22 protein-coding genes are annotated in these 21,251 nt (G+C 39.6%); 7 read left to right on the forward strand and 15 right to left on the reverse strand.

Annotation, left to right across the window (positions count from 1 at the left end; translation table 11 throughout):
* The first annotated feature begins 142 nt into the window (after window positions 1–142).
* Entirely contained in the window at window positions 143–1,399 is a 1,257-nt protein-coding gene (locus J4N24_RS21245; RefSeq protein WP_207535766.1) for a pyridoxal phosphate-dependent aminotransferase, read from the forward strand.
* 61 nt (window positions 1,400–1,460) lie between these two features.
* Here the strand turns inward: J4N24_RS21245 and J4N24_RS21250 are convergent, their stop codons facing one another.
* The 3 genes from J4N24_RS21250 to J4N24_RS21260 form a co-directional block, all read right to left on the reverse strand.
* Entirely contained in the window at window positions 1,461–1,964 is a 504-nt protein-coding gene (locus J4N24_RS21250; protein WP_207535768.1) for a threonine/serine exporter family protein, read from the reverse strand.
* 53 nt (window positions 1,965–2,017) lie between these two features.
* Window positions 2,018–2,782 (reverse strand): threonine/serine exporter family protein, encoded by a 765-nt coding sequence (locus J4N24_RS21255; RefSeq protein ID WP_207535769.1) that lies wholly within the window; start codon window positions 2,780–2,782, stop codon window positions 2,018–2,020.
* Between the two features lie 122 nt (window positions 2,783–2,904).
* Window positions 2,905–3,621 carry a hypothetical protein gene (locus J4N24_RS21260; RefSeq protein WP_207535770.1) on the reverse strand — a complete coding sequence of 239 codons (717 nt, stop codon included), beginning with the start codon at window positions 3,619–3,621 and terminating at the stop codon, window positions 2,905–2,907.
* Window positions 3,622–3,941: 320 nt separating this feature from the next.
* Between J4N24_RS21260 and J4N24_RS21265 the strand changes: the two genes are divergently transcribed.
* Window positions 3,942–4,649 carry an SAM-dependent methyltransferase gene (locus J4N24_RS21265; RefSeq protein WP_207535771.1) on the forward strand — a complete coding sequence of 236 codons (708 nt, stop codon included), beginning with the start codon at window positions 3,942–3,944 and terminating at the stop codon, window positions 4,647–4,649.
* Here the strand turns inward: J4N24_RS21265 and J4N24_RS21270 are convergent.
* The 11 genes from J4N24_RS21270 to J4N24_RS21320 form a co-directional block, all read right to left on the reverse strand.
* Entirely contained in the window at window positions 4,646–5,833 is a 1,188-nt protein-coding gene (locus J4N24_RS21270; RefSeq protein ID WP_207535772.1) for a class I SAM-dependent rRNA methyltransferase, read from the reverse strand. The two genes, J4N24_RS21265 and J4N24_RS21270, sit on opposite strands and share 4 nt — an antisense overlap.
* Before the next feature lie 71 nt (window positions 5,834–5,904).
* On the reverse strand, window positions 5,905–7,293 hold the full coding sequence (radA, locus tag J4N24_RS21275; protein ID WP_207535773.1) for a DNA repair protein RadA: 1,389 nt from the start codon (window positions 7,291–7,293) through the stop codon (window positions 5,905–5,907).
* Window positions 7,294–7,370: 77 nt separating this feature from the next.
* Window positions 7,371–7,595: a PLDc N-terminal domain-containing protein gene (locus J4N24_RS21280; RefSeq protein ID WP_207535774.1), complete on the reverse strand. Its 225-nt coding sequence runs from the start codon at window positions 7,593–7,595 to the stop codon at window positions 7,371–7,373.
* A 5-nt stretch (window positions 7,596–7,600) separates the two neighbouring features.
* Window positions 7,601–9,355, reverse strand: a complete 1,755-nt coding sequence (locus J4N24_RS21285; protein ID WP_207535775.1) for an ABC transporter ATP-binding protein — start codon at window positions 9,353–9,355, stop codon at window positions 7,601–7,603.
* A gap of 138 nt (window positions 9,356–9,493) precedes the next feature.
* Window positions 9,494–10,057, reverse strand: coding sequence for a ribosome recycling factor (gene frr, locus J4N24_RS21290; protein WP_207535776.1), 564 nt, complete (start codon window positions 10,055–10,057; stop codon window positions 9,494–9,496).
* A 99-nt stretch (window positions 10,058–10,156) separates the two neighbouring features.
* On the reverse strand, window positions 10,157–10,864 hold the full coding sequence (gene pyrH, locus J4N24_RS21295; protein WP_207535777.1) for a UMP kinase: 708 nt from the start codon (window positions 10,862–10,864) through the stop codon (window positions 10,157–10,159).
* 227 nt (window positions 10,865–11,091) lie between these two features.
* Window positions 11,092–11,931 carry a translation elongation factor Ts gene (tsf, locus tag J4N24_RS21300; RefSeq protein WP_207535778.1) on the reverse strand — a complete coding sequence of 280 codons (840 nt, stop codon included), beginning with the start codon at window positions 11,929–11,931 and terminating at the stop codon, window positions 11,092–11,094.
* A 133-nt stretch (window positions 11,932–12,064) separates the two neighbouring features.
* Complete coding sequence (rpsB, locus tag J4N24_RS21305; protein WP_207535779.1) at window positions 12,065–12,874, reverse strand: 30S ribosomal protein S2; 810 nt, start codon at window positions 12,872–12,874, stop codon at window positions 12,065–12,067.
* Window positions 12,875–12,892: 18 nt separating this feature from the next.
* Entirely contained in the window at window positions 12,893–13,279 is a 387-nt protein-coding gene (gene rpsI / locus J4N24_RS21310) for a 30S ribosomal protein S9 (protein WP_207424474.1), read from the reverse strand.
* A gap of 16 nt (window positions 13,280–13,295) precedes the next feature.
* Complete coding sequence (rplM, locus tag J4N24_RS21315; protein ID WP_207424475.1) at window positions 13,296–13,739, reverse strand: 50S ribosomal protein L13; 444 nt, start codon at window positions 13,737–13,739, stop codon at window positions 13,296–13,298.
* Between the two features lie 225 nt (window positions 13,740–13,964).
* The gene (locus tag J4N24_RS21320; protein ID WP_207535780.1) at window positions 13,965–15,257 is read right to left on the reverse strand and encodes an OmpA family protein; all 1,293 of its coding nucleotides are present in this window, start codon (window positions 15,255–15,257) and stop codon (window positions 13,965–13,967) included.
* Window positions 15,258–15,418: 161 nt separating this feature from the next.
* Here J4N24_RS21320 and J4N24_RS21325 point away from each other — a divergent pair, with 161 nt between their 5' ends.
* The 5 genes from J4N24_RS21325 to J4N24_RS21345 all read left to right on the forward strand — a co-directional run bounded on the left by J4N24_RS21325 (window position 15,419) and on the right by J4N24_RS21345 (window position 20,520).
* Window positions 15,419–16,708: an aminopeptidase P family protein gene (locus J4N24_RS21325; RefSeq protein WP_207535781.1), complete on the forward strand. Its 1,290-nt coding sequence runs from the start codon at window positions 15,419–15,421 to the stop codon at window positions 16,706–16,708.
* Between the two features lie 110 nt (window positions 16,709–16,818).
* Window positions 16,819–17,484 carry a glycosyltransferase family 32 protein gene (locus J4N24_RS21330; protein WP_207535782.1) on the forward strand — a complete coding sequence of 222 codons (666 nt, stop codon included), beginning with the start codon at window positions 16,819–16,821 and terminating at the stop codon, window positions 17,482–17,484.
* Window positions 17,481–18,389 carry a glycosyltransferase family protein gene (locus tag J4N24_RS21335; RefSeq protein WP_207535783.1) on the forward strand — a complete coding sequence of 303 codons (909 nt, stop codon included), beginning with the start codon at window positions 17,481–17,483 and terminating at the stop codon, window positions 18,387–18,389. The genes J4N24_RS21330 and J4N24_RS21335 overlap by 4 nt, the downstream gene beginning before the upstream one ends.
* Window positions 18,390–18,475: 86 nt before the next feature.
* A complete protein-coding gene (locus tag J4N24_RS21340; RefSeq protein ID WP_242691762.1) occupies window positions 18,476–19,444 on the forward strand; it encodes a glycosyltransferase family 9 protein in 969 nt (322 codons plus the stop codon).
* Window positions 19,441–20,520, forward strand: a complete 1,080-nt coding sequence (locus J4N24_RS21345) for a glycosyltransferase family 4 protein (RefSeq protein ID WP_207535784.1) — start codon at window positions 19,441–19,443, stop codon at window positions 20,518–20,520. The genes J4N24_RS21340 and J4N24_RS21345 overlap by 4 nt, the downstream gene beginning before the upstream one ends.
* A gap of 6 nt (window positions 20,521–20,526) precedes the next feature.
* On the opposite strand, the gene J4N24_RS21350 is transcribed toward J4N24_RS21345, so the two are convergent.
* On the reverse strand, window positions 20,527–21,234 hold the full coding sequence (locus tag J4N24_RS21350; RefSeq protein ID WP_207535785.1) for a glycosyltransferase family 2 protein: 708 nt from the start codon (window positions 21,232–21,234) through the stop codon (window positions 20,527–20,529).
* Window positions 21,235–21,251 lie beyond the last annotated feature (17 nt).

Raw genomic sequence — 21,251 nt, forward strand, 5'->3', positions numbered from 1 at the left:
ATTTGTTTTATAAGAGTAATAAAACCTCTTGCCAGGCGCTAATTATCTGCATTATTATAAGGAGCTTAGCCTAAACACACGTATATTTGGCTCCATTCAGCCTAATTTACCAGGCTTGAAAATTTGCAGAAATTTATAACAAATGCCAGTATCCCGTTTAGCACAGCACTTGAAAGGCTCTGAGATCATTAAGATTGCAGGCGAAATAAATGAATTAAAGAAACAAGGTCAGCAAATTGCTAACCTTACCATAGGCGATTTTGATGCTTCCTTATTTCCCATTCCAGAGGAATTAACCAATGGAATTAAAGAGGCGTATGACCAACACCAAACAAACTACCCTCCGGCAGACGGTCTTCTAACCCTGCGTGAAAGCGTGAGTTCTTTTATGAAGAAAGAGTTTGGTTTGGAGCTTGGCACCAATGAGATACTTATTTCCAGTGGCTCCCGTCCTATTATTTATGCTACCTATCTGGCATTGATCGATCCGGGGGATACTGTAATTTTCCCGGCGCCGTCCTGGAATAATAATCATTACTGTGATCTTACTTCTGCCAAAGGAATTGCAGTACCTACATTGGCAGAAAACAACTTTATGCCAACGGCAGAAGATCTGCGCCCTTATATTTCCGGTGCTACCTTACTCGCACTTTGCTCTCCACTTAACCCTACCGGCACCATGTTCGGAAAAGAAAACCTGGAAGAGATTTGCGACATGGTACTCGAAGAAAATAAAAAGCGCCAGGCTGGGGAAAAACCACTGTACATCCTTTACGATCAGATTTATGCTATGCTAACCTTCGGAAATCATCAGCATGTTGATCCCGTAAGCCTTCGCCCGGAGATAAAAGATTACGTGATCTATATCGATGGAGCTTCCAAATGTTTTGCCGCCACGGGTGTTCGTGTAGGCTGGGGTTTCGGACCAGCTCATGTAATTGATAAAATGCGTTCGATCGTAGGCCACATGGGGGCATGGGCACCAAAACCAGAACAAGTAGCTATGGCAAATTACCTGAATAATGGAGAAGCCGTATCAAAATACTTAAGTACATTTAAACAACGGATCCAGGCCAGTTTGGATACCTTGTACAAAGGGTTTCAGGAATTGAAATCCGACGGTTTTGCAGTAGATGCCATAGAGCCAATGGGAGCTATTTATCTTACCCTGAAACTTGACTATACCGGAAAGACCACCCCAGATGGAACTGTCCTGCAGGATAGTTCAGATATCAACTTTTATCTCATTAAAGAAGCTAAAGTAGCTTTAGTACCATTCTCCGCATTTGGTACCGGACATGAAATTAATTGGTTCAGAGCCTCAGTAGGAGCATGCTCTGCAGAAGAAATTGCTGCCATGATCCCACGAATAAAGGAAGCTCTTAGCAAATTAAAATAGGTACTTTATTCTGCTTTCCAGGCATCTTCAGGGCCTTGAAAGCAGGATTCTATTTTTGCTGCTATCCTCTTGGAAAACCTATCCTTTTTATCTTTATATCTTTTGCAGATTCCTTTCTTGTGATCAATAAGGGTACACCTACTCCGCCAGCAAGTGCCATCAGGATAAACATTACTTTTAATCCATTATTTACGGTCTCAGAAAGAATATGATCGAAAGTAGTAGGATCAATCTTTCCTGAAAGGTGCATCAGTCCTAACATCATCCGGTACGCAAATATTCCAGGAACCATAGGGATAACAGCAGGAATAGCAAATACAGGGGGCGGTGCATGTCTTACATGAGCAAACCAAATACTTAGAAATCCAATAGCAGTAGCTCCGACAAAAGTTGCAAGGATCACATTTATCTCAAAGTGCATTAAGAAGACTTTGGAGAGGCCACCAATAGCAGCCATCACATAGATCGGAAGAAGCGTTCTCTTAGGCACATTAAACAGTACGCCGAATCCTATTGCAGCAAGTCCGAACCAAATTCCTTTTTCTAATAATGGCAGCCAATCCATAGCTAATATTTATATTATTTGAATATTCTAATCACAAACAGTCTTCCCCTTTGCTAAAGCAGCATTGAAGTAAGCATTCCAAGGGCAATAGCAAAAGAGATAATAAAGCCGTTAAGGCCTCTGATAAGCCCATTCTGCGAATTACCTTCAATCATGTCTGAAAACGAATTTATAAGTGGCACCCCGGGTATTAGGAAAAGGACCGAAGTTGCGAAAGCATGCTCCTGCATATGTCCCGTTCCCAGACGAACCAGAGGCCCGGCAATAAATGAAGCGGTGAATGAGGCGAAGTAAATGCACATATAAGGGTTGAATCCCTTTTTCAGTGTTTCCTGTCTGATAAAAAGTCCTGAGAAGGTTGCAATGAACACCACCAGCATATCTATCGTCGTACCACCGGCTACGCGGCAAAAAGAGGCCCCTGCCAAGCCTACAAGCACCAGAACAATCCATCGTGAATAATGAGGCAATGCAACAAGGCGCTCGACTTCTTCATTGATCTGTTTAACCGTCCATTTCTCCTCCAATACCTGCCAGCTCATTTTACTAATGCCCGAAAGAACCGTAAAGTTTACGCCATGTGGCGAAGTCCTCTTTAAACTATTAAAGAAATAATTATTGTCTTCGTCGTAAAGACTCAGCATTAAAGTTCGTTGGGAGATCAGCATATCAGCGTTATAGCCAAAGGAAGTGGCTATCCGGGTGATCGTATTACGGATCCTCGCAGTACTTGCTCCAGAAACCATCAGCAATGCCCCCACATTTAGCAGGATTGCTCCTAATTCTTTAACTTCTTTGTCGGTATGATGTTCAGCCATGTTGATTCTGCCTATCCTAGGCTGAACAAAGTTAAATTGCTATAGTTACAAGAAAATTGACAGTAGTCACTTCATAAAAGGATCTTAGTCTCTTATCCTGTTAATCTTGAAACTTTTCTCAACTACGCCGCCGTAGAAATATGCTTAACAAGGCTCCTCTTAGCCAGTGGCAAAAGTGTCTGTTCCAGAGGGAACTTAATATCTGTTTCAACGTGGTAAACAGCTGGATTAGGAACTTCCCTCCTCACATGGATAAGCTCTTTTCTGATGGCTTCAGGAGTATTAATAAAATTACGTTCGAAACTTGCAACGAAAGTGGTATTTATTCCCCGGTATTTTTCATCGTGATTTTCAAAAATAGTGACCTGGTACTCGTACACATTGGTGCTTCTTTCATCTCCGTTGCGAAGCAATAAATATCCATGATAAGGATAAAGAGGAATTACACCAATAGGTTCTATCCTTAGGCGACTTTCAACAAACTCGTATATCTCACGTCCCTCCTTCAAAGCCGGATCCATTTTCCGTAAGGAATAGCTGATAATATGCTCTATCTCCAGCATAAGAGAATCGTCCTTTACCATCTTCTCATAAGTAAGTTTAACCGCTTCGATATCTGCGTTGGTCAACCTTTCCGGAAATGCCTTTTGTAAGGCCGTCTTATTCTCCTTAAACTTCAGCAGGTTATTGTAATGAAAGATCAAGTCGTTCAAATCGGGGTAGAGCTTAGTTTTGTTAAAATGCTGATTGATCTGCTGTAAATAGCCCAGCAACTGATATTTTTTAAACTCGAAATCCAAAGAACCCTCAATAAACCAATTAACGCTTAATGACTTCATATTAAGTAAGATTATTTGTTGGGATTTCACCGATTAAATATGATTACAATGATTAGTTTTGATTACACTGATTAGCTGTGATTACACTGATAGTGATGATTTCACCGATTAGCTGTGACTATGCGATTAATTTAAATACACTAATAAAAGTTAAGCATATATGCTATCTCTATAAATCTGCGTAATCCTATTTATTCGGTGTAATCAACTATATTCTGTGTAATCCTACTTACCCGGTGTAATCAACATAAATCTGTGTAATCTCAATCAATCTGTGTAATTCCATTTAATAATAAATAAAAAACCTCAAATTTGCAATAATGCCAAAAGGGACACTCTTTCTTATTCCAGTGCCTCTTGCTGAGAATTCAGCGAGTAAAGTACTTACTTCTTATCAGCAAGAATTGATAAACAACATTCGTACCTATATTGTAGAGAACGAAAAGACAGCGCGGTACTGGTTGAAAAACATGAATCTGAAGATTCCCCAAAGTGAACTGTCGATTCATGTATACGGTAAGCATTCTGAAAAAAACGACATGAGCTCCTATTTCAAGGAGTTGGAGGCGGGAATTGACGTGGGACTAATGAGCGAAGCTGGTTGCCCGGCTGTCGCAGATCCAGGATCGGACATCGTAGCGGAGGCTCATCGGAGGGGAATAAAAGTTGCACCGATGGTTGGACCCAGCTCAATTTTGCTGGCTTTGATGGGATCCGGGTTTAGCGGACAAAGTTTTACGTTTCATGGTTACCTACCGATAGACAAAGCCCAGCGTACAAAGAAGATCAAGGAGTTGGAACTGAATGCGCAGCGACTGGATCAGACACAAATATTTATTGAAACTCCATTCAGGAACAATCAAATGCTTGAGGAGCTTCAGAAAACATGCACAGCTAAAACAAGATTATGTGTCGCCGTAAACCTTACCGGCGAAGATGAACAGATTATTTCCCAGTCCATCGAACTTTGGAAAAAGCAAAAAGCAGATTTCCATAAGAAACCTGCTATATTTCTTTTATATCGTTAAATAACCCGGCAAAGAAGGCCTTTCAGATACTCTCCCTCTGGAAAGGATGCTCTTACCGGATGGTCTTCTGGCTGACAGAACTGATAGATAAATTGAATCTCTTTTCCTGCATCTAAAGCAGCCCAGGCAAGTATTTGCTTGAAATGGGCTATATCTACAGCTCCGGAGCAGGAGAATGTAGCAAGTAAGCCACCGCTATTTAAAAGTAGCATTCCTATACGATTCAAATCTTTATACGCCCTGGAAGCTTTATCCAGAGTAGAACGTGAAGGAGCATATTTCGGGGGATCAAGTACGATGATATCAAACTTTTCACCGTTCTCTTTAAGTAACCGCAATTGTTTATTAACATCAGACTGTACTGCAGTATGCTTTGCATTTTCAAACTGATTCAGCTCGATATTCTGCTTCAGCGTTTCTATTGCCAGTGCCGAACTATCTACACTCATAACTTCTGCTGCACCCAGTTTCAAGGCATTCAGCGTAAAACCGCCGGAATAGGAAAAACAATCGAGAACCCGTTTTCCTGCTGCATGTTCAGCTACTATCTTTCGATTATCACGCTGATCGCAAAAGAAACCAGACTTTTGTCCCTCTGCTATATTAATGTGATACCTAATTCCGTTTTCTATCACCTCCACAAATTCAGGTGGTGCTTCTCCGTACAACACTCCATGAGATGCCTCCATCCCTTCATGGGCCCTTGCTCCGGCATCACTTCGGTCAAAAATCCCTTTTGGTTGTAATAGAGTGGCCAATTCCGAAATGATCGTCGACTTTACTTTTTCAATACCAGAGGTGAGGATCTGAACAGAAAGATAATCTGAATATTTATCTACAATGAGACCGGGAAGGTAATCGGCTTCGCTAAAGATCAGGCGACAAGCATTGGTATCATCTGAATTCAGAATTGATCTTCGGGATGCCACAGCTTTTTGAATGCGCACTCTCCACCAGTCCTCATTCACCTCAACTTCCTGATTCCACTCCAGAAGCCTTACTGCTACCCGACTTTCTTTATTGTAAAAGCCATAAGCGAGAAAATCACCAGACATATCTGTTACAGTAACAAGATCACCGTTCTCTGGCTTTCCCTTTACAAAATCAATTGCTCCCGAAAATACCCATGGATGTAACTGGCGGACAGCCTTATCTTTTCCCTTCTTTAAGCGAACTGTAAACATCCTCCAAAAGTAAGGATAACATTTGAAGGCACTAAAAGAATTATTGAGCTATTAGCTGTTCAACAATGAAACTAGCCAAACAAGGAGCCAAACACTTCTTCAATTTTAGATACGCTTTTGATTCCAATTGCATATCTGCTAAGGTCCAATCCTTTCTGATTATACTTGGATATGTAGATCTCTTCAAATCCTAATTTTTGAGCTTCGGCTATCCTCTGCTCTATCCGGTTCACTGCTCTGATTTCTCCTGATAAACCCACTTCAGCGGCGAAACAAACTTTAGAAGAAATAGAGATATCTTCATGCGATGATATAATAGCAGCAACGATACCCAGGTCGACTGCAGGATCTTCCACCCTTAATCCCCCGGCAATGTTAAGGAAAACATCTTTGGCACTTAGGCGAAAACCACATCGCTTTTCAAGAACGGCCAATAGCATGTTCATGCGCTTGGTATCAAATCCTGTAGCGGAACGCTGTGGAGTTCCATACGCAGAGGGACTTACCAATGCTTGTGTTTCAATGAGCATAGGCCGCGCTCCTTCAAGCATTGCAGAGATGGTGATTCCGCTTAGCTCTTCATCCCTTTGCGATAATAATATCTCTGAAGGATTAGACACTTCTCTTAGTCCCGTTCCCTGCATTTCATAAATCCCGAGCTCTGAAGATGAACCAAAGCGATTCTTTACTGCTCTTAATATTCTGTAGACATGGTGCCGGTCGCCTTCAAATTGAAGCACCGTATCTACCATATGTTCCAGTATTTTCGGCCCCGCTATCGTTCCATCCTTCGTAATATGTCCAATAAGAAATACAGGAGTGGAAGTTTCTTTCGCAAAACGCAGTAATTCAGCGGTACACTCACGTACTTGAGATACACTTCCTGGTGTAGACTCAATATGAGCAGAATGAAGGGTTTGAATGGAATCTATGACTACTATGTCTGGCTCAAGCTGCTCAATCTGCTTAAAAATATTCTGAGTAGAGGTTTCTGTTAAAATAAAGGCCTCTTGCCCAGGCAAAAGAGGTGAAAGACGTTCTGCCCGCATTTTTATTTGATGCTCGCTTTCTTCCCCAGATACGTATAGGACTTTCATGTCAGGCAAGCTCAAAGCCACTTGGAGCATCAGTGTAGATTTGCCAATCCCAGGCTCGCCTCCAATAAGAACAAGCGAACCTGGAACAATTCCTCCTCCCAAAACCCGGTTCAGTTCTGCATCAGGAGTTACAAAACGGGATTCTTCCTGGTAGATTATTTCAGCTATACGGGAGGGCTTTGTAACACGGGAACTATTTCCTAAAGAGGCATTTACTTTCCAATCCGGTACACTGGCATTTGCTTTTTGAATAACTTCTTCCACAAAAGTATTCCATTGAGAACAGGCAGGACATTTTCCCAGCCATTTTGGAGATTCGTAGCCGCAGCTCTGACAGAAATATGCCGACTTAGTTTTAGCCATTCTGAAAACTTAAAAATGATTCAATATTTAAGGTATGTATCGTACAGCCATGCCAGACCAGGCAATCCCACAATCTATTAATTAATCTTCTTATTCCTACCTATGAGGAGATAAAGCAAAGATCCTAACACGGGCAGAAAAAGAATGATAAAAATCCAGATCGTCCTGATCGTGCTATTCTCAAATTTGCCTTTTACAGCATCTATAATGCTAAAAAGCATCAATCCAAACGGGATCAGACCGAAGAAGGCAATAAGGATTAGCTCAGGAAATCCAATTTTAAAAAGAAGTAAATTGCTCATTGAAATTAATCCTGTAAAGAAAGTTTTTCCCCGATCTGTTGTCTCCACATCGCATAATACAGTCCTTTCTCCTCTATCAATTCTGCGTGACGTCCTGATTCAATAATTTCACCTTTTTCCAATACAAAGATCTTGTCTGCGTGCATGATCGTTGAAAGACGATGGGCAATCAGGATAGTTATATGATTATTCATATTGGAAACATCACGGATAGTCTTTGTAATTTCTTCTTCTGTGAGAGAGTCCAGAGCCGAAGTAGCTTCGTCAAACACCAGAATATTAGGTTTCCGAAGTAAAGCCCTTGCTATTGAAAGTCGCTGTTTTTCTCCCCCGGATACTTTAACACCACCTTCTCCAATCACCGTGTCTAAACCTTTATCAGCTCTGGCTAGCAGATTATGGCAAGCAGCCTTTTGAAGCACCTGCATACACTCCTCGTCAATAGCGCCGGGACGTACAAATAATAGATTCTCGCGAATTGTTCCTGAGAATAATTGAGTGTCCTGAGTCACAAAGCCTATCTTCTCTCGAAGTTCGTCCAGATCGATCTCGGAAGAAGCTATGTTATTATAAAAGATCTGTCCTTCCTGGGGTTGATAAAGGCCCACCAGTAATTTAACCAGCGTTGTCTTACCAGAGCCCGATGGTCCTACGAAAGCGATTGTTTCTCCCTTTGTTGCATCGAAAGAAATGTTGGTTAAAGCATTTCTCTTCGCCGTGCGATGCTTAAAACTAACGTCCGAAAACCTGAAATCATTTACATAACTTAAATGCTCCGGCTTTGCAGGCTTAATATCAAGCGGCGTATCAAGGATGGTTTTAAAGTTATTAAGCGAAACCTGGGCTTCTCTCCATGTTAAGATCACATTGCCAAGTTCCTGCAGCGGCCCGAAAAGGAAGAAAGAGTAGAACAGGAACGAGAAATACTCGCCAGGAGAAATAGCCTTATCAAAGATCAGGATCAAAAGGACAACTACCATTGTACTTCTTACCAAATTTACGGTGGTTCCCTGAACAAAGCTCATACTTCTCACATACTTTACCTTCTTCAACTCCAGTCCCAATATTTTGTACGTAGTATTATTCAAACGCTTTATCTCCTGGTCGGCCAAACCCAGACTTTTCACCAACTCAATATTACGTAACGATTCGGTTGTGGAACCAGCCAGCGCTGTTGTCTCTCCAACGATCTTCTTTTGTATAGTTTTAATCTTTCGGCTTAAAAGTAAGCTTACTATAGCTATTACCGGAATTGATGCCAGGTACACTAATGTTACTTTATAGCTTACCGACAAGGAATAGACTATTACGAATACCATTCCTATAATACTAACAAAAAGAACACTAATGAATGAGGTTATGAATTTCTCCGAATCTTGCCTAACCTTTTGAAGGATCCCTAATGTTTCTCCGCTACGCTGATCCTCGAACACCTGATAGGGAAGCTGTAGAGAATGTTCCAATCCGTCAGCATACATCTTCGCACCCACCTTTTGGATAATGATATTGGTAAAATAATCCTGAAAGTTTTTTGCTATTCTCGAGACCATGGCAGCTCCAATACCTAATCCTACCCATTTTAAAACCCCGGCAATATAAACTGAGCGTTCCAAATGATCCTTCTTCTCAATAAAGCCGTCGACCACACGACCCGTTATATAAGGATCAAGGAGAGAAAAACCTTGATTTATTGCAGCAAGGAACAAGGCCAGAACAACGACGCCCCTGTGCTTGCTTAAATAGTTGATGAGTAGTTTCATGAATTAAGATTAGAAAGCAGCTTTGATAAATCGGACTATAAGCAATTTTTATAACCCAGTAGCACCGCCTATAACAAAAATAAAAAAGGGAATGAGTTTAAATATTCATTCCCTTCAATTTGACTTTGAGATTAAATCCTAAACTGTCATGATATCTTTTTCCTTCACTTCAGCGTGTTTGTCAACTTTCACGATGTAGCTATCGGTTAATTTCTGAACTTCAGCTTCGCCTACCTTAATTTCGTCTTCAGAAACGCCCTCTGCCTTCAGCTTCTGTATCTTCGCATTAGTATCCTTGCGAATATTTCTAATAGCGATCTTACCTCTTTCAGCCTCTTCTTTAACTTTCTTTACAAGGTCTTTACGACGTTCTTCCGTTAATGGAGGGACATTTAAACGAATAACCGAACCATCATTCTGAGGGTTTAAACCAACATTTGAATCAATGATGGCCTTCTCAATAGCACCCAAAATAGATTTTTCCCAAGGTTGAACTACAATGGTGCGAGGGTCAGGAGTGTTTACACTTGCTACTCCGCTTATAGGCGTTGGAGATCCGTAATACTCTACCATAACTGAATCAAGCATAGCAGGATTCGCTTTCCCTGCCCGAATTTTCACCAGTTCGGCTTCAGTATGAGCAACAGCTTTATCCATTAAGCCTTTAGCATCATTAAGTTGCTTTTTTATAAGGTCGTTCATATTGTTATTCTAATTTTGGCAAAACTAAAAAATCTTATCAAGTTGCTGGTATATCAAATAGTATTTGATCCGCACAACAAAAAAAAGCTGGCTGCTTTACTAACCTTTAACCAAGGTTCCAATATGTTCGCCATTTGCAATCCGCATAAAATTGCCTGGCTTATTCATATCAAATACAATGATCGGCAGTTTATTTTCCTGACAAAGAGTAAAGGCAGTCATATCCATTACGCTAAGGTTTTTGTCATAAACTTCCTGAAAAGTAATTTCATCATAACGAGTAGCCGAAGGATCTTTTTCAGGGTCTGCGGTATAAATTCCGTCTACCCGGGTTCCTTTTAATACCACATCAGCCTGAACTTCAATGGCCCTTAAGGAAGCGCAAGTATCAGTTGTGAAGTATGGGTTACCAGTTCCAGCTCCAAAAATTACAATACGCGCCTTTTCAAGATGACGAACTGCTCTTCTGCGGATAAATGGTTCACAGATTTGCTCCATTTTTATTGCTGTCATCAAGCGCGTTTTCACACTTAATTTCTCTAGTGCATCTTGTAAAGCCATTGAATTGATGACGGTAGCAAGCATACCCATGTAATCAGCCTGAACTCTGTCCATACCTGATTTTTCTGCGCTTAAACCACGGAAAATGTTTCCCCCGCCAATCACGATTGCTATTTCTATACCTTGATCGTGAACAGCCTTGATGTCTTTGGCATATTGCAAAACACGGTCACTATCTATACCGTATTGCTTGTCGCCCATTAAAGATTCACCGCTAAGTTTTAAAAGGATTCGCTTGTACTTCATTAATAGAGAAATTTGCCAAAAATAGCAAAAAGTTCGGATTGAGAACGGTGGATTGCAGAATTGGAACTTTTAAATGGCGTAAAAAAGCCTGGAAGCACTTAGAAAGCGTATGTCGGTTTAGCACTCGGATCAAGAATAACCCAAAAACAAAAAATCCCTGCTGTTAATCAGCAGGGATCTCATATTTTTATTTAATTCAAGCCTAACAGCCAAGAAAGAATTAAAATTTAAGCACCTAATTGAACGCGTTTGAAAGCAGTTACAGTTAAGCCTTTAGAAACTCCATCAAGGAATTGAGCAATTGATTTAGAAGAATCTTTAACGAACTCCTGGTTCAATAAGGTAGACTCCTTGTAGAACTTGTTAAGTTTACCAGCAGCAATCTTCTCAACCATTTCTTCTGGTTTACCTTCAGCACGGATCTGCTCTTTAGCGATCTCAAGCTCACGCTCGATAGTACGTGCATCAACATCACCTTTGTCAATAGCAACCGGGTTCATAGCAGCAATTTGCATTGCAACGTCTTTACCAGCTTCCTCGGCACCAGCAGCATCAGCGCTCAAAGCTACTAATACACCTAAACGATAGTTACCGTGGATGTAAGCAATAACCTTCTCACCAGAAACAGTCTCGAATTTAGAAACACCAATTTTCTCACCGATTTTACCAGTTTGATCTAAGATAAGATCAGAAAGTTTAGATCCATTTAAATCAAGCGCTGTAAGATCATCTACAGATGCTGGATTTTGCTCAATTGCCAAATCAGCAATACTGTTAGCAAAAGCGATAAAATCAGCATTCTTAGCTACGAAGTCAGTTTCGCAGTTAACTTCAACAACAATACCACGTTTGCCATCTGCTGTAGTTTTAGCGATAACAACACCTTCGTTAGACTCGCGGTCCTGACGGCTTGCAGCTACTTTAGCACCTTTTTTACGTAGGTAGTCAATAGCAGCTTCAAAATCACCATTAGCTTCGATCAAAGCTTTTTTGCAATCCATCATACCTGCACCTGTTTGCTGGCGCAGTTTATTTACGTCTGATGCAGAAATTTGTACTGTAGACATTTCTTTTTTTGTTTAAATTTCAAAGCCTCCGCCTTAAGGCGAAGGCTTGATAAATTATGTTATTTAAAATAATCTCCTTATTAAGGAATAGTAAACATTGCCATTCTGCCCTTTAAGGGGCTGAGAACTTTGCTTACTCTGCAGAACCTTCGCCCGCTTCAGCTGCTACTTTTGGCTCAGGACGTGCTTCACCTCCGTTGTCAATTTTAGCTTTTGCTGATGCTGCTTCCTTTTCAGCTTCGTCTTCTTTCTCGCGTTTACGCTCGTCTAGACCTTCCTGAATAGCTCTTATGATAATGTCTGTGATCAATTGAATTGATTTTGTAGCATCATCATTCGCTGGGATTGGGAAGTCGATATTAGAAGGATCAGAGTTAGTATCTACCATTGCAAAAGTAGGTACGTTTAACTTTAATGCTTCAGTAACTGCAATGTGTTCTTTCTTAACGTCAACGATAAATAATGCTGCAGGAAGACGGTTCAAATCAGCAATACCACCTAAAAGGGTTTCTAATTTGATACGCTCACGCTGAATCATTAATTTTTCTTTCTTAGAAAGAACGTCAAAAGTTCCGTCTTTAGTCATCTTGTCGATGTTAGACATCTTTTTGATCGACTTACGAACAGTCGCAAAGTTAGTTAACATACCACCTAACCAACGCTCAGTTACGAAAGGCATGTTCACTGATTTTGCCTGAGCCGCTACGATATCCTTAGCTTGTTTCTTGGTAGCTACGAATAATACTTTGCGTCCGGATTTAACGATTTGTTTGATAGCTGCAGCAGCTTCTTCCAATTTCGTTAAAGTTTTATTTAAATCTATAATGTGGATGCCATTACGCTCCATGAAAATGTATTGAGACATTTTCGGATCCCATTTACGGGTAAGGTGACCGAAGTGTACACCTGCATCCAATAATTCCTGATATGTTGCTCTAGCCATTGTTTGGTCCTCCTTAAATTAACGTTTACTAAATTGAAATCTACGACGAGCTTTTCTACGTCCTGGTTTTTTACGCTCAACCATTCTGTCATCACGGGTCATTAACCCTTTAGCTCTTAATCCTGATTTCGATTCAGGGTTTAATTCAACGATCGCTTTTGCAATAGCTAAACGAACAGCTTCCGCTTGTCCTTTAACACCACCACCAGCAACATTAACATTCACATCAAATTTACTGTTGTTACCAGAAACTTCGATAGATTGATTAACGATGTACTGAAGAGGAAGGGTTGGGAAGTATTCTTTATAATCTTTACCGTTTACGGTAATGTTGCCGCTTCCATCAGTTAAGTAGATACGAGCAACTGCAGTTTTTCTTCTGCCTGAAGTGTTAGTAGTTGACATTTCTTTTTCTCCTTAATTAAAGTTTGATTGCTTTTGGATTTTGTGCTGCATGAGGATGCTCGCTTCCTGCGTAAACATGAAGATTACCGAACAAAGCACGACCTAAACGATTTTTAGGTAACATACCACGAACAGCTTTCTCAATGATTCTTTGAGGATGCTTAGCTAGCAACTCTTTTGGAGAAACGAAACGCTGACCACCTGGATAACCTGTGTAACGAACATAAACTTTGTCGCCTAGTTTGTTACCAGTCAGTTTAACCTTGTCTGCATTAATAACGATAACGTTATCACCGCAGTCTACGTTTGGGGTGAATGTAGGCTTGTGTTTTCCTCTGATGATCATTGCGATCTTAGAAGACAAGCGCCCCAAAATCTCGCCCTGTGCGTCAACAACTACCCATTCTTTGTTAACGGTCTTTTTGTTGGCAGAGACAGTTTTGTAACTTAACGTATTCACTTGCTTGAAATTAAATTAATTAAACAATATAGTATACCCCTTAAATTGGGACTGCAAAGATAGGTCAAATAATTTAATAGTCAAGGGGTTGAAGAGAAAAAAATTACAGGCGAATAAATTAACTGGCTGCAACAGAAACTATATATAAAAGAGAAGGGCTCGCATTAGCGAGCCCTTCTCTTTTATCGGGCAATGCCCTGTTTAATAATACGCTTATATACAGTATTATTTTTGTTTGATCTCAACACGACGGTTTTTGATACGTCCTTCTTCTGTAGCATTAGAAGTCATAGGACGGCTTTCACCGTAAGCTTTAGTAGAGATACGGTTTGCATCAACACCAGAGTTCACTAAGTAAGTTTTTACAGAGTTAGCTCTGTCGCGAGACAAGTTCAAGTTGTAAGCTTCAGTACCTTCTGCAGAAGCGTGACCATCTAATTGTACTTTAGAAGCAGAGTTTCCACGTAATTCAGAAGAAATTCTATCTAAAGTTGGGTAAGATGAAGTTTTAAGTACTGAACTGTCAAATTCAAACTGGATGATGTTACCAGCACCAGAAGCTGCTAAGGAATCAGCTGAAGGGAATTTGATTGTACGACCAGAACCATCAACAACAGCACCAGCAGCGCTATTTGGCTCTTTGTCGAATTTATCAGACACTCCGTCACCATCAGCATCAGCAGAAAGTTGGTTAACAGTGTTCTCTAAAGTGCTTACGCGAGTCTTTAAAGCTTCAACTTCTTGACGTAAAGTAGGATCTTTTAATTCATCATACATTACAGCAATTGGGTTTGTCCACTGTAAGCTTGGTTTTGATTTGCTTCCTAAAGTAAATTCAAGACCTGCATAACCGTAAGACCATTTGTCTTTGTTAGACGCTCCATTTTTCCAGGTACGGTCTAAGTTATCAGCATCCAGGAAGTTAACATCATAACCTAAGTTTAATGCAATACCTTCGCTTAACTTAACATTAGCACCCACACCTACTGGAATGAAAAGCTCATTTCTGCTTACGTTATCATCTGGTTTGTAATTAGCTAATCCAGCACCAGCCTGAACGAAGAAACCTAAGTTTCTGGTTCTGCTTAAGAAAGAAACCGTACCTACATTAGCTACTCCCTTTAAAGAGATCGCGTAGTGTAATTCAGTGTCAAAAGAACTTGGTTGTCCTGCTTGTGGAGTCCTACCGTCGTTATTATCAAATTTACCCTGTAAGTTTCCACGGTGGAAATCTAATTTAGCTGCAAATGATGGAGCGAATTGCTTTTTGATGAAAGCACCATAACCAAAATTCATCTCCCAATCTGCATAATCATTGGTTCCGAAAGGTGCTATCGGAGCTAAAACACCTCCGTTAATACCAATAGACCATGTTCTGTACTGGCTAGCGCCACCAAACACCGTGGTAGCGGAGCTTGAAGTAGTTGCAGTCGTAGTTTCTTGTGCTGAAGCAGTAGTGATACCTGCTAGAGCTAAACTAGAAACCGCAAAAACTTTCCTTAATGTAGAATAATTCATGCTGCGTTTTTTTTAAGGTTAAACAATTTTTAATTGTGTAATTTTTTACAAAAATAAATATAAGTTTGATTTCACCAAATCAACCAAATACCGTTCCATTTTCTTAGGCTTTAAACAAGATCTTTATAGAATGGTTTGCAGTTTAATAAATTTGTCATAGCATGAAATATCCTCCTTTAGATAAAAAGCTCTTTCAAAACAATCGCTACAATTATATTAATTTACTGAAAAGCAACTCAATAGCTATCTTTAATTCCAATGATGAATTCCCCCGGAGCGGTGATCAAAATTTTCCATTTAAACAGAATAGTGATATTTTTTATTTGTCAGGAATTGATCAGGAGCAAACAATATTGCTTTTATACCCAGATTGTCCAAATCCTCTATACCGGGAAGTCCTGTTTTTAAGACAAACAAATGACCATATTGCTGTATGGGAAGGATACAAATACACCAAACAGCAAGCTAAAGAAACATCTGGAATAGAACATATTCTTTGGATTGAGGACTTTTGGAATGTCTTTAATAGCATAATTCATTATGCTGACGCCATATATTTAAATACAAATGAGAATGATCGTTCTGAAAATGCCGTTCCCTATCGCGATCTACGCTTTATCCACGACCTTCAATTTAAATTTCCTTTACATCATTACGAACGATCAGCTCCTTTATTAAGAACGTTAAGAGCAAGAAAATCCTCTTTTGAAGTCGACTTAACAAGAAAGGCCTGTCAAATAACTCGTGATGCCTTTATAAGGGTACTTAAATTTGTGAAGCCAGGTGTGAAAGAATATGAAATAGAGGCAGAGATAATTCACGAATTTATCAGACAAGGAGCCACAGGCCATGCCTATAGTCCCATAATTGCATCTGGTGCTAATGCTAACATCTTGCATTACAACGATAACAATCAGATATGCAAAGATGGTGAAGTGATCCTTTTTGACTTTGCTGCCGAGTATGCTAATTATAATGCAGACCTAAGTCGTTCTATTCCGGTCAATGGCAAATTCTCTAAAAGACAAAAAGACGTTTACAACGCAGTTCTGCGAGTATTCAAAGAAGCAAAAAAAATGCTTGTGCCAGGAACGATCTGGAACGAATACCATACAGAGGTAGGAAAAATAATGGAAAGTGAATTAATCGGCCTTGGGCTACTCAATAAGTTCGAAGTAGAGAAACAGGACGTTAAGATGCCTTTATATAAGAAGTACTTTATGCATGGCACCTCTCATCATCTTGGACTAGACGTACATGATTTTGCTGGCAGGTATACTCCGTTTGAGGAAGGAAACATTCTCACCTGTGAACCCGGCATATATATTAGGGAAGAGGGACTAGGAATCAGACTGGAGAATGATATCTTATTAACAGGTAATGGCAATATTGACTTAATGGCAGACATTCCTCTCGAAGCAGAGGAAATTGAAGAGTTGATGAATACTTAATGGTTTATACACCTTAGAAAGCAAAAAAGATGGATAATTATCGAAATATGCACGATTAATATTTACTTTGCAAACCAGGCTTTAAACGAACATTAAGCCTTTAGCTACATATGGCGATTCCCAAAACCATTTTCCAAACGTTTAAAAGTTCAAAACTACCCTTTATAACGAGGTGGCATATAAACAGGTTTAGAAAAAGAAACCCGGAGTACAACTATGAATTCTATGATGATCAGCGAATAGAGGAGTTCTTCAAATCGCAATTTCCTCTGGAAGTTTTTAATGCATATAAAAAATTAAATATTGGCGCAGCGAAAGCTGACTTCTTCAGATACGCCATTTTATATAGAAAAGGCGGAGTGTATCTGGATATAGATAGTGGGATCTCAGGAAGACTTGATGACTTTATCAGACCTGATGACACTGCTATAATTACAAAGGAAGGTGACCCTAGTCTTTTTGCTCAATATGCTTTAGTTTACGCAGCTGGGCATCCATTCCTAAGAAATACAATTGATATGGTGGTCGAGAACATAAGTTTAAACAAGTTCCCGAACGATGTTCATGCGATGACTGGCCCGACGGTATATACCAATGCAATAAAAGAATCTCTGCAGGAAGATCCTAACATTCCTCATAGGGTATTAGGAACGGATTATAATGGACACCTAAAGGTTAAATACCGATTTGGCAAGTTTTTCTTATATAAACGCGGGGATCACTGGAAAAAACAACAACTAACAACCCCTGTCATAAAAACAGATCTGCATACATGAATTCTGAAATAACAATAAGTGGCTTTTCATACGTACGAAATGGAATCGAGATGGGATATCCCTTCCTTGAAGCTATTCAATCAGCGCTTCCCATCTGCGACGAATTCATTGCAGTTGTTGGCGATTCCAGAGATGGCACGCGAGAGGCAATTTTAGCCTTGAATTCCCCTAAGATTAAAATAGTAGACACCGTTTGGGATATGAACCTTAGAACAGGGGGAAAGATCTTTGCTCAGCAATCCAATGCTGGGGTTGATGCTATTTCCGGAAAGTGGGGTTTTCATATTCAGGCAGATGAGCTGATCCACGAGAACGACCTGCACAAAATAAAAGATGCTATATATAAATACGATAGCGACCCTGAAGTAGAGGGATTCTTGTTCCCTTTCATGAACTTCTGGGGAGGATATAATTATATAAGGACCTCAAGAAAAGTGCATCGTAATGAAATCAGAGTTTTTAAGAATGATAAAGTAATACGTGCGTATCGGGATTCTCAGGGATTTAGAGTTTATACCAGTAAGGAAGCTTATGAAAATGGAGAAAAGGGACGCAAGCTTAACGTAGTTAAACTAAATATTCCCGTTTTTCATTATAGCTATGTGAGACCACCAAAGCTGATGACAAAGAAGGGAGAAGTATTCCACAGTTTTTACGATCCGAACTTAGTGGTAGATGAAGCTGAGAAAAACGAGTTCAAATATGAAAGTATCGATAAGCTTGAAGAATTCAAAGGCACGCATCCGAAACTAATGGAGAAATGGGTTAAGGGACAAGACTGGACTTTTGTTTACGATAAAAAGAAGGCTACAATGCCCTTCAAGTATAAAGTACTTCATTTTATTGAAGATTTGACAGGCTACCGTTTTTTTGAGTATAAAAACTACAGGCTGATAAAGAAATAAGCATTTCGCCGTTTTTATTAAAAAACAATTACAGCTGAAGCTTTTTTAAAGAGGAAACCGTATTAGATATAATTGCAAGTAATAAATTGATAAGGCACATACTAATAAGCAGAACAGACGCGATTGGGGACGTAGTCCTTACCTTGCCTTTATGCGGCTTAATTAAACAATTCATTCCTACTGCCAAAATCTCTTTTTTAGGAAATTCTTATACCAAAGAACTAATTGATGCATGTGCCTACGTTGACAATTTTGTTAACTATAGCGATTGGAGAAATGATGATTTCGCAGTGCAGCAATTGAAGACCCTGAATATAGATGCGATCATCCATGTGTTTCCTAAAAAACGCATCGCCTCTTTAGCTTCAAAAGCAGGTATTCCTACTCGAATCGGAACACGGAACCGGATTTACCACTGGATCTACTGCAACAGCTTGATTAAACTTAGCCGAAAGAAATCAGAGTTGCATGAAGCCCAACTTAATATCAAACTTTTAAAAGGATTAGGAATAGAGATAGAGCTAGATCTACCTGAAATCCAAAAACATTACGGTCTTCAACCAAAAACCAGGTTAGATGAGGGAATTGAGAATCTATTATCTAAAGACAAATTTAACCTCATTGTTCATCCAAAATCAGCTGGAAGTGCAAGGGAATGGTCTTTAAATAGGTATGCAGAATTAATAAACTCCCTCGACCCGCAGCAATTCCAAATTTTCATTACAGGTTCCACAAAGGAAAAGACCTGCTTAGACCCTTGGATTCAAGGTTTAAAGGATAGGGTTATTGATCTGACTGGTAAGTTCTCTCTGGCCCAATTGTTAACCTTTGTGAGCAAAGCCGACGGTTTGGTCGCAGCAAGTACAGGCCCAGTTCACCTTGCTGCTGCTTCAGGAATTAATGCCTTAGGTCTATATCCAAATTCATCATCAATTAATGCTCAACGCTGGAGACCAATTGGAGTAAAGGCTACTTATATTCAGGCAGAAGTAGAAGATATAGATGCTATAAATCCAGCAATTGTATTAGAAAAAATAAAACATTGGCAAAAATGATAAATAGGCCAGCGAATATCCTGGTAACTCTTGATTCCATGAAAAATCCGAATACAGGATTATTTTACTTTGGATACAGCCTGGCACAAGCACTTTTAAAACTCCAGAAAAAAAGTGATTTGGAATTGAATTTCTATCTTCCTAAAAAAGGAACGCCGTTGTTTAAAGGAAAACCTAATACAATCAGACATAATGAGTTCTATAAGTATTACTTTCCTAAACGAAATAAATTCGATCTAACCCACTTTACAGATCAAATTTGCAGACTCAAACCCACAAAGGTTTTGGGCAAAAAGATAATTACTATTCACGACTTGAATGTACTCTACGAGAATAAAGAACTTTCCAATAATCATATTGCCTATTTAGAACGCCTCGGGAATTATATTGGTTATTGCGATAGAGTTGTTGCTATTTCAAAATTTGTTGCCTCAGATATTCTTAAGCATTTTCCCCAGGCAAAGAACAAAATTGAAGTTGTATACAATGGGGCTGATGAACTTACCGTAGACAAAACTCACATCCCCGATTACCTTCCCCAAAAACCTTTCATCTTCAGTATCGGAGAACTTCTCGCAAAAAAGAACTTTCACGTACTACCCGCACTATTAGAGGATAATGATTATGAACTGGTAATTTCTGGCAACCATCATCCATCAGATTATGAAAGTAAAATAGTTGAAGCAGCTCAAAGTTTAGGCTTTAAAGATCGTTTAAAAATAACGGGCCCTATTACTGACAAGGATAAAGCATGGTATTATAATAATTGCCTCGCCTTTGCCTTTCCCTCCATTGCAGAGGGATTCGGGTTACCAATTATTGAAGCTATGCATTTTGGAAAGCCAGTTTTTCTTTCAACCCATACAGCAGTGCCTGAGGTTGGAGGTGACGCAGCCTTTTACTTCAAAAACTTTTCTCAGGCACACATGCAACAAGTGTTCAAAGAGGGCTTAGAAAAGTTTAATTCAGATCCCACGCTAAAACAAAAGGCGAAATTAAGAGCAGCAGAATTTACCTGGGAAAAAGCTGCAGCTTCTTACTTAAGAATCTACGATGAACTATTAAATAAGAATTAGCAGTCATCAATTTTTTCTATAAAGTTTCTTAAACTCCCTTATATGGTATCTAATCCAAATCATAGGACCATAATGTCTAAGTACCAGCCTTGACATGTTCTTCTTCAAAAGCTGATCATACATCTGGGATGAAATCCCTGTATGATTAAATTTTGCTATTATAAAATCCTCATAAAACCATTTGATAGACTTATCAGACCAGCATTCCATATTTAATATAGAGTCCGCCGAGATTTTATAATTTAAATCGTACCTGTGAGATCTGAATATGGAAGAGGAATAGAACATAGACTGGTGTGACATTCCGGTTTTTACCATCCTGTAAGGATCCATAAAACCCGAGCATTTCATACCTTTAAAAATAACGTTTCCATAATAGATAGAATGGGGCTCCTTTAACCTTGCAGCCATATCAGAAAAACCGTCAAGAAGTTCATCATCAGCACCTAAGAAAAGTATCCAATCGCCTGAGGCTTTTTGTATCGCCTTATTCATCGCATCATAGATACCTGTATCAGGTTCGCTATTCCAAAAAGCTATCCGATCAGAATTCTCTTTAAGAATCTCGATAGTATTATCAGTGCTGGCACCGTCTTGGATTACAATTTCGACATTAGGGTAGGCTTGCCTATAAATACTGTTAAGGCAACTTTGCAATGTTCTAGCTGCATTGCGGGTAACAATGATAACAGATATTTTAAATGGGTGCATCATTAAGAAAAAAGATCACA

This window comes from Desertivirga arenae, assembly GCF_017355785.1.
Classification (GTDB): Bacteria; Bacteroidota; Bacteroidia; order Sphingobacteriales; family Sphingobacteriaceae; genus Desertivirga; species Desertivirga arenae.

What these genes read in the sequence shown, in the direction of transcription:
- radA (WP_207535773.1), bottom strand. Translation starts at nt 7,293, where the DNA reads ATGGCTAAAACTAAGTCGGCATATTTCTGTCAGAGCTGCGGCTACGAA.
- rpsB (WP_207535779.1), bottom strand. Translation starts at nt 12,874, where the DNA reads ATGGCTAGAGCAACATATCAGGAATTATTGGATGCAGGTGTACACTTC.
- frr (WP_207535776.1), bottom strand. Translation starts at nt 10,057, where the DNA reads ATGAACGACCTTATAAAAAAGCAACTTAATGATGCTAAAGGCTTAATG.
- J4N24_RS21350 (WP_207535785.1), bottom strand. Translation starts at nt 21,234, where the DNA reads ATGATGCACCCATTTAAAATATCTGTTATCATTGTTACCCGCAATGCA.
- J4N24_RS21250 (WP_207535768.1), bottom strand. Translation starts at nt 1,964, where the DNA reads ATGGATTGGCTGCCATTATTAGAAAAAGGAATTTGGTTCGGACTTGCT.
- J4N24_RS21335 (WP_207535783.1), top strand. Translation starts at nt 17,481, where the DNA reads ATGAATTCTGAAATAACAATAAGTGGCTTTTCATACGTACGAAATGGA.
- J4N24_RS21280 (WP_207535774.1), bottom strand. Translation starts at nt 7,595, where the DNA reads ATGAGCAATTTACTTCTTTTTAAAATTGGATTTCCTGAGCTAATCCTT.
- J4N24_RS21245 (WP_207535766.1), top strand. Translation starts at nt 143, where the DNA reads ATGCCAGTATCCCGTTTAGCACAGCACTTGAAAGGCTCTGAGATCATT.
- pyrH (WP_207535777.1), bottom strand. Translation starts at nt 10,864, where the DNA reads ATGAAGTACAAGCGAATCCTTTTAAAACTTAGCGGTGAATCTTTAATG.
- J4N24_RS21255 (WP_207535769.1), bottom strand. Translation starts at nt 2,782, where the DNA reads ATGGCTGAACATCATACCGACAAAGAAGTTAAAGAATTAGGAGCAATC.
- tsf (WP_207535778.1), bottom strand. Translation starts at nt 11,931, where the DNA reads ATGTCTACAGTACAAATTTCTGCATCAGACGTAAATAAACTGCGCCAG.
- rpsI (WP_207424474.1), bottom strand. Translation starts at nt 13,279, where the DNA reads ATGTCAACTACTAACACTTCAGGCAGAAGAAAAACTGCAGTTGCTCGT.
- J4N24_RS21260 (WP_207535770.1), bottom strand. Translation starts at nt 3,621, where the DNA reads ATGAAGTCATTAAGCGTTAATTGGTTTATTGAGGGTTCTTTGGATTTC.
- J4N24_RS21285 (WP_207535775.1), bottom strand. Translation starts at nt 9,355, where the DNA reads ATGAAACTACTCATCAACTATTTAAGCAAGCACAGGGGCGTCGTTGTT.
- J4N24_RS21320 (WP_207535780.1), bottom strand. Translation starts at nt 15,257, where the DNA reads ATGAATTATTCTACATTAAGGAAAGTTTTTGCGGTTTCTAGTTTAGCT.
- J4N24_RS21265 (WP_207535771.1), top strand. Translation starts at nt 3,942, where the DNA reads ATGCCAAAAGGGACACTCTTTCTTATTCCAGTGCCTCTTGCTGAGAAT.
- J4N24_RS21345 (WP_207535784.1), top strand. Translation starts at nt 19,441, where the DNA reads ATGATAAATAGGCCAGCGAATATCCTGGTAACTCTTGATTCCATGAAA.
- J4N24_RS21325 (WP_207535781.1), top strand. Translation starts at nt 15,419, where the DNA reads ATGAAATATCCTCCTTTAGATAAAAAGCTCTTTCAAAACAATCGCTAC.
- J4N24_RS21330 (WP_207535782.1), top strand. Translation starts at nt 16,819, where the DNA reads ATGGCGATTCCCAAAACCATTTTCCAAACGTTTAAAAGTTCAAAACTA.
- J4N24_RS21270 (WP_207535772.1), bottom strand. Translation starts at nt 5,833, where the DNA reads ATGTTTACAGTTCGCTTAAAGAAGGGAAAAGATAAGGCTGTCCGCCAG.